Source organism: Cellulomonas sp. P4_H4, assembly GCF_056400865.1.
In genome coordinates this window covers 759,640-773,619 of sequence record NZ_JBFUKL010000002.1, presented here as the reverse complement: position 1 = coordinate 773,619, position 13,980 = coordinate 759,640, and the positions used below count along the sequence as shown (strand labels likewise).

Genomic DNA, 13,980 nt, shown 5'->3' with positions numbered 1-13,980 from the left:
GATAGGGGCACGCGTCGTCGGTGATCGCGGGTGGTCAGCCCTGGTCGAGCGCGAGCAGGTCGTCCTCGGTCTCGCGCCTCACCAGCACCGTCGTCGACCCGTCCGAGACGGCGACGACCGGCGGTCGGGGGACGTGGTTGTAGTTCGACGCCATCGAGCGCCCGTAGGCGCCGGTCGCCGCGACCGCGAGCAGGTCACCCGCGCGGACGTCGGCGGGCAGCTGGACCTCGTGCACCACGATGTCGCCGCTCTCGCAGTGCTTGCCGACGACACGTGCCAGGACGGTCGGTCCGTCGGACGGACGACCGACGACCTCCGCGTGGTACTGCGCGCCGTAGAGGGCCGGGCGGATGTTGTCGCTCATGCCGCCGTCGACCGACACGTACGTGCGGATCGAGCCGTCGTCGATGCGGACCGGCTTGACCGTCCCGACCGTGTAGAGGGTGAGTCCCGCGGGTCCGACGATCGCGCGACCGGGCTCGATGGAGAACCGCGGCAGCGGGGTGCCCAGGTCGTGCGCGCTGGCGGCGACCGAGCTCGCGATGTCCTTGGCGATGCGGTCCGGGTCGAGCGACACCTCGCCGGGCAGGTAGGCGATGCCGTAGCCGCCGCCGAGGTCGATCTCGTCGACGAGCACCCCTGAGCGTTCGGCGAGCTGCGCGCGCAGGGTCAGCACCGCGCGGGCCGCGACCTCGAAACCGGACGGGTCGAGGATCTGCGAGCCGATGTGCGAGTGGATGCCGAGGAGCCTCAGCTCGGGGCGCGAGAGGACCTTGAGGAGTCCCTGCATCGCAGGGCTGTCTCCAGAAGGCGCATGGATCGACAGGCCGAACTTCTGGTCCTCGTGCGCCGTCGAGATGTACTCGTGGCCGCCCGCGTGCACCCCGGTGGTCACGCGCACCATCACGGGCGCCGGATGCTCGACGGAGGCTGCGTCGGCCACCCGGTCGATCTCCACGAGCGAGTCGACGATGATCCGTCCGACCCCGGCGGCGAGGGCGCGCGCGATCTCGGAGTCCGACTTGTTGTTGCCGTGCAGGCCGATGTCCTCGCCGGGGATGCCGGCCCGCAGCGCGACCGCGAGCTCACCACCGGTCGCCGTGTCGACGCGCAGGCCCTCCTCGTGCACCCAGCGCGCGACCGCGACGCTCAGGAACGCCTTGCCCGCGTAGTAGACGTCGACGCCCGCGCCGATCTCGGCGAACGCCGTCTCGAACGCGCGCCGGTAGCCGCGGGCGCGCGAGCGCAGGTCGGCCTCGTCGAGCACGTAGGCAGGCGTGCCGTGGGTCGCCGCGAGAGTCGGGACGTCGACGCCGGCGACGCTCACGACGCCGTCCACCGACCGGGAGAACCCGGTCGACCAGGGCTCGCCGCTCACAGAGCTTCCTCGTTCGCACGCCTGCGGGCGACCACGCCCTCCGGCGCGCTCACATCCGCTCCGGCGCGCTCACACCCAGCAGGCCGAGCCCGTTGACCAGGACCTGGCGTGTGGCGTCGTTGAGCCACAGCCGCGTGCGGTGCACGTCGCCGACGACCTCGTCGCCGAACGGCGCGACCCGGACCTGGCCGTACCAGGTGTGGTACGCGCCGGCCAGCTCCTCGAGGTACCGCGCGACGCGGTGCGGCGCCCGCAGGTCGGCGGCCTGCGCGACGATCCGAGGGAACTCGGCGAGCTGGCCCAGCAGGACGGAGTCGCTCTCGTGGTCGAGCAGCGACGCGTCGAACCCGTCCTCCCGGCGCACACCGGTCGCCTCGGCGTTCCGGTCGACCGAGGCCGAGCGGGCGTGCGCGTACTGCACGTAGAACACCGGGTTCTCGTTCTTGGCGCTCGCCAGCAGATCCAGGTCGAGGTCGATGCTCGAGTCCGCGGACGAACGCGCCAGGGCGTACCGGGCCGCGTCGACGCCGACGGCGTCGACCAGGTCGTCGATCGTCACGACCGTGCCCGCCCGCTTGCTCATCCGGACCGGGGCGCCGTCCTTGACGAGGTTGACCAGCTGTCCGATGAGGATCTCGAGGTTCACGCCGGGGGTGTCACCGAACGCGGCGCAGATCGCCATCATGCGGCCGATGTACCCGTGGTGGTCCGCGCCGAGCATGATGACGACGCGGTCGAAGCCGCGTTCCCGCTTGTCCAGGTAGTACGCGATGTCACCGGCGATGTAGGCGGCCTCGCCGTTGGACCGGATGACGACGCGGTCGCGGTCGTCGCCGAACGTGGTCGTGCGGAGCCACACGGCGCCGTCGGCCTCGAAGATGTGGCCCAGCTCGCGCAGCCGGGCGACCGCGTGGTCGACCGCGCCGGACTTGTGGAGCAAGTCCTCGTGGAAGTAGACGTCGAAGTCGACGCCGAAGTCGTGCAGCGACTGCTTGATCTCGCCGAACATGAGCTCGACGCCGCGGGCGCGGAACGCCTCGTTCGCCTGGTCGGTCGGCAGCGTCCGGGGGTCCGGTTCACCGGCCGCGAGCGCGTCGGAGACGACCTGCTCGGCGATCTCGGAGATGTACTGGCCGCCGTAGCCGTCCTCGGGAGCGTCCCGCCCGAGCGCACGCGCCTCCAGCGAGCGAGCGAAGCGGTCGATCTGTGCGCCGTGGTCGTTGAAGTAGTACTCGCGCGCCACCGAGGCACCGGACGCCTGCAGCACCCGGGCGAGGCTGTCGCCGACGGCCGCCCAGCGCACACCGCCGATGTGCAGCGGGCCGGTGGGGTTGGCGGAGACGAACTCGAGGTTCAGCGAGACGCCGGCCAGGGCCTCGTTCGTGCCGTACTCGCCGCCCAGCTCGACGATCGACCGGGCCAGCTCGCCGGCCGACGCGGCGTCGAGGCGGATGTTCAGGAAGCCGGGACCCGCGACCTCGACGGTCGCCACGCCCTCCGTGGCCTCGAGCCGGCGTGCCAGCTCCTCGGCGAAGGCGCGGGGGTTGGTGCCGGCCTTCTTGGCCAGCTGCATCGCGACGTTCGTGGCCCAGTCGCCGTGCTCGCGCTGACGGGGTCGCTCCAGGTGCACGGTCGCGGGGATCGCGGCCGGGTCGAGGGCGAACGTGCCGTCGTCGACGGCGTGCACGAGAGCGGCCCGGAGGGCCTCGGAGAGCTGGGCGGGAGTCACGCCGCAAGGGTACCGACGCGCGCGGACGTGCCCGAACCGGCGCTCAGTGCACCGGCGGCGCTGCGAGCGCGGCGTGCTCCGCCACCGGCTCGTCCCCGAGCATGGTCGGCCGGCAGGCGAACCACGCGGCCACCAAGAGCAGGACGAGCAGCGACAGGAGCACGACGAACGGCGCGGTCCACGAGTCGGTCGCCTCGTGCAGCATCCCGATCCCCACCGGCCCCGCGATCGCCAGGGCGTAGCCGAGGCCCTGCACCATCCCGGACAGCGCGGACGCGATCGCGGGCGTACGGGTGCGCAGGCCGATGAGCGCGAGCTGCACCGGGAACGCGCCCGGCCCGAGGCCGCACAGGATCATCCAGACCGCCGTGCCCTGCGTCGGCGAGAGCCACAGCCCGAGGTAGCCGACGATCCAGCAGCCGACGAACCCGACGATCAGCGGGTACGGGTTGCGCATCCGGGCGGTCAGGACCGGGGCGAAGAGCGCCGCGGGCAGCCCCAGGATGGCGAACACCGCGAGCCAGCGTCCGCCGACGTCGGCGCCCAGACCGGCGTCGGCAAGGATCTCGGGCAGCCACGCGAACATCACGTAGGTGCCGGTGGTGTTGGCGAAGAACGTGAAGACGAGCGCCCAGCCGAGTCGCGAGCGCCACACGAGCCGCGACTCCCGCGCGCCGCTTGGAGCCGGGAGCGCCGGCCGGTCGACCCGGGGCGCCCGCCGCACGATCTCGCGCAGGTGCGAGCGCGCAGCCACGGAGCGCGCCACGACGACGAGCCACGGCACGATCGCCGCGAGCCCCACGACGGCCCACATGCCCACCGACACGCGCCAGCCGGCGGCCTGCGCGACCGGCAGCGCGACCAGCGGCGGCACCGCGGTGCTGACCGTCAGGGCGACCGAGTACGACGCCGTGACCGCGCCGATGCGATCGGGGAAGTAGCGCTTCACCAGCGGCGGCAGCAGGACGTTGCCCATGCCCATGCCGCCGAGCGCGAGCGCGGACCAGACGAGGAACACCGGCATGTTCGGCGCGACGGCGCGCAGGAGCTGGCCGACGACGGCGAACCCCATCGCGAGGATGATCGCCGGCTCGAGACCGAGCTTGCGTCCGATCGGGGCGGCGAGCGTGCCGAACACCGCGAACGACGCGACCGGGATGGTGCCGAGCAGCCCGACCTGCGTCGTCGAGACTGGGAACGTCTCACGGAGCACGCTGAAGATCGGCGAGACCGCCGCGACCGCGAGCCGCAGGTTGAGCCCGACCAGGACGATGGCGGCCAGGACGACGAGGCGACCGCGCCATGGTGCGACGACGCGCCCGGTCACGGGGGCGGACGTCGTCACGGCTGGCACTCCTGATCTCGCACGCTTCAGGACGCAGATCATCCCTCGCAGGTCTGGCGTCGGGCCCGACTGCCGGTGTTGACTGCACCGCATGCCTGGACTCGGAGCCTAACCGGATGCCACGACGGACCGGACTGATCGACACCGCGGTCGACGAGCTCCGCGAGCGGATCACCACGCAGGAGTGGGCGGTCGGGGCACGCATCCCACCGGAGCCCGCCCTCGCCGAGCTCCTCGGCGTGGGACGCAACACCGTGCGTGAGGCCGTGCAGTCGCTCGTGCACGCCGGCCTGCTCGAACGCCGTCAGGGATCCGGCACCTACGTCCTGTCGCGCTCCGAGCTCGCCGTCACGATGGGCCGCCAGATCGCCGACGCCCGCCAGCGCGATGTCGTCGAGGTCAGGCGCGCTCTCGAGGTCGAGGCCGCGCGGCTCGCGGCACGTCGGCGCACGTCCGTCGACGCCACCGCACTGCTGGAGCGTCGCGACGAACGGTCGGCGGCCTACAAGGCAGGCGACCTCGATGCGATGGTCGCGACCGACCTGGCGCTGCACCGCGCGATCGTCCGCGCGGGCGCCAACCCGGTGCTGACCGAGCTCTACGAGAACCTTCTGGCCGCGATCGGCGAGAACATCCGGTTCAACTTCGTCACCGACACCCACGGCCACGACTCGCACGACGCGCTGGTCGACGCCGTCGTCGACGGCGACCACGCGCGAGCCGCAGACGAGACGACCCGCTACCTGTCCGCGCTGCTCGGCGAGAGCCGCTGAATCACGTTCGAACCGGCCCTGCGTCGGCTGGTAGTGTCGGGCACCGCGACGTCTACGGACGCCGCCCGGCCCGCGTAGCTCAGTGGATAGAGCGTCTGCCTCCGGAGCAGAAGGTCGAAGGTTCGAGTCCTTTCGCGGGCACATATCACTGCAGGGCAGAGCGCCTCCGGATCGTTCCGACGGATTCGTCAGACCAGCCATGATGGAGCCGTGGGCGTACCCAAGGAGACTGCTACAAGCATTGAGCTACCGGTCACGCCCGATCTCGCATGGCAGGGGCTCTTGGAGGTGGCCGGTGCCTCTGCGGTTGAGGCCGACGTCATGTGGCGCTTCGAGCACGCCGACGTCGCCCTCGACTCCGCTGTCGCCGGCAAGGGAGCCTCCGGGAGCGGACGCTGGGTCGGGATCGACTACCAGGTGTCGGCCCACCTCCTGCCTCGCGGCGAGAGCGGCACCCTTCTCATTCTCGCCGCCGACCCACACACCGCATTCGGGAGCTACGGTGGCGGCGTCCGCGACTTCCGGTCCCGCCGTCGCGCACGCGCGGACCTCGAGACCATGGCCCAAGCGGTCGGCGCGTGGGTCGTCGCCCGAGCGAAGGATCAGCCCCGCTAGGCGCGAGAACCTGGGCCCGTAGTGCCGCGGATCATTGCCGGGCCATCGCGATGCGCAGGCGTTCCTCGGGACTGATCAGGTGGTCGTTGTCGTCAGCGCCGAGGTCGATCTGGACCCAGTTGATCCTTCCGGTGAATCTGCTGGTGGCGGCCGTGTAGTCGGGAGTCACGGTGGATCCGGACTCGTAGCCGATGTCAGTCGTCTCGTCGGCGGAGAACACCATCGGCTGGGTCATGGCGACGCGACCCCTGCCGACCTCGACGCCGTCGTAGTAGAGGGTGACCTCGCCGCCCTTGGCCAGCCCTCCGCCGTCGTAGGCGAACTCTGCACGGACCTGGTGGTTTCCCGGCGGGATCGCCGAGTCAGCCTGGATCGAGAACGAGTGGATGCCGAGCACGTTGTAGACGAATCTCGCGCGCCCCTCCTTGGCGAAGAACGACCAGCCGCCGAACCGGCCGCCTTGCGCGATGAGCACCCCGTTGGCGCCGCCGGTCGGCACGTCGACCTCGGCGGTCACGGAGAACGACTTGTTCTTGATGCTGACCACGCTGTTCTCGGACAGGCGGCCCATGCCGGGGAAGAACTGCTGGGACGTGCCGTGGATCAGGGTCGGTCGCCCGGCCATGGACGGTTCGAGGCGCTCGCCGGTGCGGTCGTCCAACGGCAGCACGTTGTACTTCGTGGCCTCGATCAGCCACAGCCGCTGGAGGGTGGCCAGCTTCTCGGGGTGCTCGCCGACCAGGTCGTGCGCCTGGCTGAAGTCGGTGCTCCCGTCGTACAGCTCCCAGACGTCGTCGTCGAAGGCCGGAACCGTCCCGCCGACCATCACCCACGGGGTCTTGTGCTTGGTGACGGCGCTCCAGCCGCGGTGGTAGATGCCTCGGTTGCCGAACATCTCGAAGTACTGCAGGTCGTGCCGCTCCGGGGTGCCGGGCTCGTTGAACGTGTACAGCATCGACGTGCCCTCGATGGGCGACTGCTGCACGCCGTTCACCATCGTCGGCTCCGGCAGGCCGGCGGCCTGCAGGATGGTCGGCGCGATGTCGATGACGTGGGTGAACTGCGACCGCAGCCCGCCCGACTCCGTGATCCCCTGAGGCCAGTGCACGATGGTTCCGTTGCGGGTGCCGCCCCAGTGGGAGGCGACCTGCTTGGTCCACTGCAGCGGTGAGTTCATCGCCCAGGCCCAGCCGACCGAGTAGTGGTTGTACGACGACGGCGAGCCGAGCTCGTCGATCTTGCTGAGCAGGAACTCCGGCGTCTCGATCGCGGCCATGCCGTTGAAGTTGGCCATCTCGTTGAACGCACCGTTGACGGTTCCCTCGGCCGAGGCCCCGTTGTCGCCGACGATGTAGTAGACGAGCGTGTCTTCCAGGACTCCGAGGTCCTCGATCGCGTCGATGAGCCGCCCGACGTGGTGGTCGGTGTGCTCGAGGAAGGCGGCGTAGACCTCCATCTGGCGGGCCAGCACCGGCTTGAGCTCGTCGGGCATGTCGTCCCAGGCCGGGATCTCGGCGTGCCGCGTGGTCAGCTCGGTGCCCGCGGGGACGATGCCGAGCTCCTTCTGCCGGGCGAAGGTTCGCTCGCGCTGCACGTCCCACCCGTCGTCGAACTGCCCGGTGTACTTCTCGATCCACTCGGGCGGGACGTGGTGCGGGGCGTGGGTGGCGCCGGGGGCGAAGTAGACGAAGAACGGCTTGTCGGGCATGAGCGCCTTCTGCTGCCGTACCCAGCTGATGGCGTGGTCGGCGAGGTCCTCGGTGAGGTGATAGCCCTCTTCCGGGGTCGCCGGAGGCTCGATCGGCGTGGTGCCCGAGTACAGAGCCGGGTCCCACTGGTTGTTCTCCCCGCCGATGAAGCCGTAGAACGTCTCGAACCCGCCACCACCCGAGGGCCAGGCATCGAACGGACCCATCGGTGAGGACTGCCAGACCGGCACCTCGTGGCACTTGCCGAACTGCGCGGTCGAGTACCCGTTGAGCTTGAGGGTCATTGCCAGCGGCGCCTTGGTGTTCGGGCGCAGCGAGCTGTTACCGGGAGCCGATGTGGCTGTCTCCGTGATGCTGCCCATCCCGACCGAGTGGTGGTTGCGACCGGTGAGCATCGCCTGACGTGTGGGGGCGCACAGGGCCGTGGTGTGGAACCGGTTGTACCTCAGCCCACCGGCGGCGAGACGGTCCGCGGTGGGGGTACTGCACGGCCCGCCGAACGTGCTCGATGCCCCGAAGCCCACGTCGTCGAGCAGCACGATCAGCACGTTCGGTGCCCCCTCCGGCGGGAGCAGCGGCTCGATCGGTGGGAACGCGGTGTCCGGGTCCTTCGCGTCGTACGTCGTCAAGCCCGGTGCGGGCCGGTCCGGGATGGGCAACATCGTCCGCGCGTGACGATCAGGACTCACGAAGACCTCCGAGCGACGAAGATGGCTTTGGTGATTTGGACGCTAGCGGTCGAATGAACCCGTGCATACCTGGCGGGAAGACCGGCCCCGTCGCGACCGGGGCGGTCTTGACGGTCAGGCGAGCAGGCTGGGCCTGCCGTCCGCCTGGGGAGCCACGGCCCGAGGACGTACCACGCACCGGAACCCGATGTGCGTGGTCGCGGAGTCGATCGACTGCGGCGACCGGGCGGCCGGCCGAAACCTCAGGCAGTACTCAGGCGCGCACAGGTGGGAACCGCCCTTGAGCACCTTGCGCACCGAGGGGTCGACCGGCACCGGGGCGTCGTCGGCCGCCACGGCGCGACCCTGGGCAGCCGAGGGAGCGCAACAGGCCGGGGTCGTGCGGGCGTGCACGTCATGCTGCTCGGCGTAGTCGTCAACGGTCCACTCCCAGACGTTCCCGATCATGTCGGACAGCCCGTAGCCGTTCGGTGGGAACGTCCCGACCGGCGACGTCCCGACCCAACCTTGGGCACCACGGTTGTCGTGCGGGAACCGCCCCTGCCAGGTGTTCGCCAGCAGCGCGCCGCCCGGGCGTGGTTCGTCGCCCCACGCGAAGTCCTTGCCGACGAGACCGCCGCGCGCTGCGAGCTCCCACTCGGGCTCCGTCGGCAAGGACCGCCCGGCCCACTCTGCGTACGCCTGGGCGTCGACGTAGCTCACCTGCACGACCGGATGGGTCTCCTTGTCTCGCAGGTCCGAGCCCGGACCGAACGGGTGACGCCACGACGCACCACGCTGCCAGCGCCACCACTGCCGCCAGTCCGTCAGCGGGACCGGGCCCGGCGTCGACCGAAACACCAGCGCACCCGGCTCCAGGTCCGCCTCCGCCACACCTGGGTACAGCACCGCATCCAGCGCCTGCTCGGCGACGGTCACATAGCGGGTCTCGTGCACGAAGGCGGCGAACTGGGCGTTCGTCACGGGATGTGCCTCGATCTCGAAGCCGTGGACGTCGACGGAGTGCACAGGCTGCTCGTCCGCGTAGTAGGACGTCGAACCCATGAGCAGCTCGCCGCTCGGGACGCCGACCAACGCTGTGAGGCCTGCCCCGGTCACCATTCCCCGATAGTCCCCTCTGTTGGTCGTCCAGACCAGAAGAGGCGACCGGTGTCGGGTGGTTTGTCGCCACCGCCCGCGCCGAGCGACGCCACGACCGAAGACCGTGACGTCGACGAGGCGGCCGTCATCCGTCGACCGATCCCACGTGCCGGCCAGCGCCGGCTCCCGACTGAGTCTCCGTCCCGCCTGCGTCGAGCTCGGCCTGGCGTCGGGCGGCGCCGAGGTGCACCGCTTGCGTGAGTAGCCGAACCCCGGCACCGAGCAGGATCAGATTGAGAATGATCTGCACCATGACCACGATGCGCGCGACCTGACTTGTGGCATTGATGTCACCGAAGCCGACCGTGCTGAAGACGGTGAGTGTGAAGTACAACGTGTCGGTTCGGGTGAGGTCGGGGAGGTTGAAGTTGCCCGAGTCCGCCTGGGCCATCACGTAGTAGCCCGTGGCGAAGACGACCAAGAACACCGAGAGGTAGACCGAGATGGCTTCGATGGCGCGGATCGTCGGGTTCGTCGCGTTCACGATCGATCGAATCAGCCAGGCAGCCCATGCCAGGAGCAGGAGTATCCCGCCCAGCAGAGGCACGGTGACGGGCACCTCCGCAAGCAGCTTCAGCGGAATGACGTAGTAGAGAGCGATCACGAGAGTGGCGGTGGTGACCGCACGCAAGACGACGCGTCCGACGATGCGACGCCCTGGAACGGCCGGTGGACTGCCGTGAGTCATTTCAGCCTCCGAGAACCATCGTGAAGCGCGCGCTCGGTCGACCCGCGCATGCGCGACGTACCGCCTTACCCTGGCACTTCTGCCCTGCACTGCTTTGCGAAGTGACCGGCGACGCATCGCATGTTCGGGCGTCCGGTCCGGCACGGGCTGACCCGGCACCGACGGCTCAAGGGGTGGTGGAGCTCACCGGCCCGGTGCGATCGACGAGAGCAGCTGTGGCAGGTCGACGAGTGCGACCCGGATGGCTGCGTCGCTGCAGCCGTACGGCAGGACGAGCGTGTCGCCGTGCAGCAGCGCACCGCACGAGTAGACGACGTTGGGCACGTACCCGTCGCGCTCGTCGGCGGCCGGGGTCAGCAGCGGCTCCGTGAGGCTGCCGAGGACGCGACGCGGGTCGTCGAGGTCGAGGAGCATCGCGCCGATGCTGTACTGCCTCATCGGGCCGACGCCGTGCGTGAGGACGAGCCATCCGGCGGGCGTCTCGATCGGTGACCCGCAGTTGCCCGCCTGGACGATCTCCCACGCCCGGTCGGGCGCGCTCAGCGTGCCGAGGTCGTCCCAGTGGCGCAGGTCGGAGGACCCAGCCAGCGAGTTGCTCTCCCGGTCCCAGCGAGAGAGCGCCAGGTACCGGCCGCCCACCGTGCGCGGGAAGAGCGCCATCCCCTTGTTCTTCGCGCCGGGACCGGTGAGCCGGCTCATGCGGAACGAGCGGAAGTCGTCGGTGGCGACGAGGTGCGGCGCGACGGTCTCCCCGTCGAACGCCGTGTAGGTGCCCAGATAGCTGCGCCGGCCGTCGGCGTACTCGACCTCGACGAGCCTCAGGTCCTCGATGCCGTTGCGCTCGGCGGGACTGCTCGGAAGAAGAACACGAGAGCTGAGCGCGCTCTCCACCGAGAACGCGACGTCGTACGCGCACGCCGCCAACCACTCCAGCCTCGGGCTCCCCTCGACGGCCGAGGCAGGGAAGGTGGCAGGAAGTGAGCGCAGGAGCACATCGGCCTCGTCCCCGTCGCCCTCCAGCTCCTCGTTCTGCCGCCGCAGGTCGTCGCGAGAGTGCACGCTGTCCTGGCGCCGGGGCACGACGGTCGTCGGGCCGACGACGTCGAAGGTGATCTCGTCGGCAGCGTCGACTGTGCCGGTCCGCAGCTCGACGCACGAGACGTGCCCCTCACCCACCCCTCGGACGCTCATCACGAACCGGGTGCTCCCGGGTGCCAGCCCGGTCTGATCGGGGTGCGCGACCATCGACGGGTTGAACAGGGCGGCCGACTCGATCGCGTACTCCTGGCTCATGCACGCCCCGACGAGCTGTCGCCGCTCGAGGGAGAGTCCCCCCGGGGCGCCGACATGGCGTGCGACGAGGTCGAACCGCTCGTCGAGGAGGGCGACGAGGTCGTCGTGGCGCTGACCGAAGGACGTGAGCACACCGGCGAGGGCGCGCTCCACCTCCGCGTCGGGCAGCGCGAGCAGGCGCCCGAGCACGGCAGACATGCGAGAGGTGCCCGCCCCGTGGATCTCCTCACCCGGCAGGAACGGGGTGCTGACCACCCGCGTCGCGTCCGGCCGCAGCACGTGCGTCGTGCGGCGCACCAGCTGCGGGGCGTCGACGAGTGTCACGCCACGGCCTGGACGAGCGCCAGGCGCCCGAGCTGCATGGTCGACAGGGCCGCGAGCGTCGACTCGGCACCCTGGTTCTGGTTGACCCCGTGCGAATGCAGGCCGTCGAAGCCGCCACCGGTGCAGCGGTCGTAGAGCGCCATCCCCGCATCGTTGTCGCCCAGGAACCAGCCGACGCAGCGATCGAGGTACGTCAGCCAGACCTCGTGCCGCGTCGCGCGGAAGGCGCGCCAGCACGCCTCGGCGAGGGCCGCGACCTCGATGGGCTGCTGGTCGAAGCCGGGCCGATCGTCGCCGACCGGCCGGCCTCCCACAGGAGTCATCGAGAGGTGGCCTTCGTGGGTCTCCTGCGCCACCAACCAGTGCAGCAGGTCGAGTCCCGCCTTCGAGGTCTCGTCGTCACCGGTTGCGACACCGATGGCGATGAGCGCCTCCGGGAGCACGGCGTTGGCGTACGTCAGGCGCGCGTCCGGCCATGGCCAGGTGGGGTCGTCGGGGCATGCGAGGAGCGTGCGTGCGTCTGCGAGCAACCCGTGGGCGGCACGGTTGCCGGGCTGGACCTCGAGCACCGCGGCCGCGCCGAGCGTCGCGTAGGCCATGGCATGCCACCAGGGAGAACGCCGCTGCAGGCTCACGGCGGCCGCGTCCAGGGTGGCCCGACGCACACGAGCGTCGCCGGTGGCGGCGGCCGCCGCGCCGAGGGCCCAGAGGGCACGGCCCCAGTGGTCCTCGACGGTCGCGCTGTCGGTCCAGCGGCCGCCCACGTCGCGCCTGTTGTGGAACCGCCCGAAGCCGTCCTGCGCGAAGAGCGTGAACCGCAGGTAGGTGTCCGTCAGCGCATCCACCTGCGGCGTCGCCCCCTGCTGACGCGACGTCACCACGAGCCCCCGTGCGACGTCGTCCAGGCAGTAGCCGTGCTCGGGGCGCGGCTCGGTGAGCAGCGCGTGCTCGAACAGCCCGATCGGGGTGCTCAGGTGTGCGAGGTGGTCGAAGACCGGAACCGGGTACATCAGGCGGCCGACAGTGTGCGCGCCTGCAGCAGGCCCGCGCCGAGCTCCACGTACTGCTCCGCCACGGCGCTCCAGAGCAGTCCTGGCGCGACTGCGCGGGCCGCGGCGGCCATCGACTGGGCGAGTCCGGGCTCGGTGAGCACCCGTCGCAGCGCCACCGCGATCGCCACGGGGTCGCGCCGGGGCACCAGGATCCCAGCCCCACCCGACAGCAGCTCCACCGCGTGCGGGAACGCCGTCGAGACGACAGGCCTCCCGGCGACGACGGCCTCGGTCAGGACCCCGGACGTCACCTGGTCCGGGGAGTCGTAGGGCAGAAGGACGACGTCCGCCGAGCGCACGATGCGCTGCAGCGTCGGGACGTCGAGGTAACGGGCGTCGAACTGCACCATCGGTCCGAGGTGCAGGCGGTCGACGAGCCGCTCGAGCCGCCGGCGGTACGCCTCACCGTCACGCTCGAGGACCTTCGGGTGGGTCTGACCGACGATCTGGTACGTGGGTCTGGGGCGCAGGTCGCCCAGGCCGGCCAGCGCCTCGAGCGCCCACTCGATGCCCTTACCCTCGCCGAGCAGCCCCCAGGTCAGCACCGTCGGCGACGTGCGCACCGGCATCACCTCGTCGTGGTGCGTGCGGTCGTCCCGGGCGCCGTGGGCGATCACGCTGACGGACGCGGGGTCGACGCCCCAGCCCGCGATGAGCCGCCGGCGACCCGCCTCGGTCATGGTCACCGTCATCGCCGACGCGGCGACGACCTTCGCGAGCACCTCGTGCTGGTGGGGCGTCGGGTGGGCGAGCACGGTGTGCAGGACCGTGATGACGGGTACACGCACCCGGGCGAGGACGTCGAGGACGTCCTCACCGTCGCGACCACCGAAGATGCCGTACTCGTGCTGGACCAGGGCGACGTCACAGGCGTTGAGCGCCGCCGCCGCTGCCCGCGCCTCGTCCGGCGCTCCCGTGACCAGCTGGTGGGACACCAACGGAAGCGGGGGTTGCAGGCTGTCGACGACGCGGACGATCGAGACGTCCACGCCGGCATCGATGAGGTGCGCGGCCAGCGCTGACGAGAACGTGGCAAGGCCGCACTGCGTGGGGGGAAACGTGCTGAGGATGCCGAACCTGGTGGCCATGAAGGCCCTTCGTGCTGGTGACGCTTGCAGCGGATTGCGCTACCGACCTCGGGCGGGGCCTGATCGACATCCCCGGGCGTCCTGGCCCGCCGGTCGCTGCGCAGCCGGGCCTGGCACCGCATGGCTAGGCTACCAGTCGCGGCCTCTCCCCCAGGGA

Annotated in this window: 11 protein-coding genes and 1 tRNA gene; 3 read left to right on the top strand and 9 right to left on the bottom strand. The window is 70.8% G+C overall.

Annotation, left to right across the window (positions count from 1 at the left end; translation table 11 throughout):
• Positions 1 to 34 precede the first annotated feature (34 nt).
• Genes lysA through AC1DPN_RS09795 form a run of 3 tightly spaced genes read right to left on the bottom strand, consistent with a single transcriptional unit; the run spans position 35 to position 4,452 of the window.
• A complete protein-coding gene (lysA, locus tag AC1DPN_RS09805) occupies positions 35 to 1,378 on the bottom strand; it encodes a diaminopimelate decarboxylase (protein ID WP_477084542.1) in 1,344 nt (447 codons plus the stop codon).
• 49 nt (positions 1,379 to 1,427) lie between these two features.
• Entirely contained in the window at positions 1,428 to 3,107 is a 1,680-nt protein-coding gene (argS, locus tag AC1DPN_RS09800; RefSeq protein ID WP_477084541.1) for an arginine--tRNA ligase, read from the bottom strand.
• 43 nt (positions 3,108 to 3,150) lie between these two features.
• The gene (locus AC1DPN_RS09795) at positions 3,151 to 4,452 is read right to left on the bottom strand and encodes an MFS transporter (RefSeq protein WP_477084540.1); all 1,302 of its coding nucleotides are present in this window, start codon (positions 4,450 to 4,452) and stop codon (positions 3,151 to 3,153) included.
• Between the two features lie 116 nt (positions 4,453 to 4,568).
• Between AC1DPN_RS09795 and AC1DPN_RS09790 the strand changes: the two genes are divergently transcribed.
• The 3 genes from AC1DPN_RS09790 to AC1DPN_RS09780 all read left to right on the top strand — a co-directional run bounded on the left by AC1DPN_RS09790 (position 4,569) and on the right by AC1DPN_RS09780 (position 5,840).
• The gene (locus AC1DPN_RS09790; protein WP_477084539.1) at positions 4,569 to 5,225 is read left to right on the top strand and encodes a FadR/GntR family transcriptional regulator; all 657 of its coding nucleotides are present in this window, start codon (positions 4,569 to 4,571) and stop codon (positions 5,223 to 5,225) included.
• A 68-nt stretch (positions 5,226 to 5,293) separates the two neighbouring features.
• Positions 5,294 to 5,366 (top strand) — tRNA-Arg (locus AC1DPN_RS09785).
• Between the two features lie 69 nt (positions 5,367 to 5,435).
• Positions 5,436 to 5,840 (top strand): hypothetical protein, encoded by a 405-nt coding sequence (locus tag AC1DPN_RS09780; RefSeq protein ID WP_477084538.1) that lies wholly within the window; start codon positions 5,436 to 5,438, stop codon positions 5,838 to 5,840.
• Between the two features lie 31 nt (positions 5,841 to 5,871).
• Here the strand turns inward: AC1DPN_RS09780 and AC1DPN_RS09775 are convergent, their stop codons facing one another.
• From AC1DPN_RS09775 to AC1DPN_RS09750, 6 genes are all read right to left on the bottom strand, one after another.
• Positions 5,872 to 8,238, bottom strand: coding sequence for a sulfatase-like hydrolase/transferase (locus AC1DPN_RS09775; protein WP_477084537.1), 2,367 nt, complete (start codon positions 8,236 to 8,238; stop codon positions 5,872 to 5,874).
• A 114-nt stretch (positions 8,239 to 8,352) separates the two neighbouring features.
• Positions 8,353 to 9,339, bottom strand: a complete 987-nt coding sequence (locus tag AC1DPN_RS09770) for a formylglycine-generating enzyme family protein (RefSeq protein WP_477084536.1) — start codon at positions 9,337 to 9,339, stop codon at positions 8,353 to 8,355.
• Between the two features lie 124 nt (positions 9,340 to 9,463).
• The gene (locus tag AC1DPN_RS09765; RefSeq protein ID WP_477084535.1) at positions 9,464 to 9,982 is read right to left on the bottom strand and encodes a potassium channel family protein; all 519 of its coding nucleotides are present in this window, start codon (positions 9,980 to 9,982) and stop codon (positions 9,464 to 9,466) included.
• A 267-nt stretch (positions 9,983 to 10,249) separates the two neighbouring features.
• Positions 10,250 to 11,683 carry a glycoside hydrolase family 130 protein gene (locus AC1DPN_RS09760; RefSeq protein WP_477084534.1) on the bottom strand — a complete coding sequence of 478 codons (1,434 nt, stop codon included), beginning with the start codon at positions 11,681 to 11,683 and terminating at the stop codon, positions 10,250 to 10,252.
• On the bottom strand, positions 11,680 to 12,693 hold the full coding sequence (locus AC1DPN_RS09755; protein WP_477084533.1) for a glycosyltransferase: 1,014 nt from the start codon (positions 12,691 to 12,693) through the stop codon (positions 11,680 to 11,682). Before AC1DPN_RS09755 ends, AC1DPN_RS09760 begins: the two co-directional genes overlap by 4 nt.
• Positions 12,693 to 13,823 carry a glycosyltransferase gene (locus tag AC1DPN_RS09750; RefSeq protein WP_477084532.1) on the bottom strand — a complete coding sequence of 377 codons (1,131 nt, stop codon included), beginning with the start codon at positions 13,821 to 13,823 and terminating at the stop codon, positions 12,693 to 12,695. The genes AC1DPN_RS09755 and AC1DPN_RS09750 overlap by 1 nt, the downstream gene beginning before the upstream one ends.
• Positions 13,824 to 13,980 lie beyond the last annotated feature (157 nt).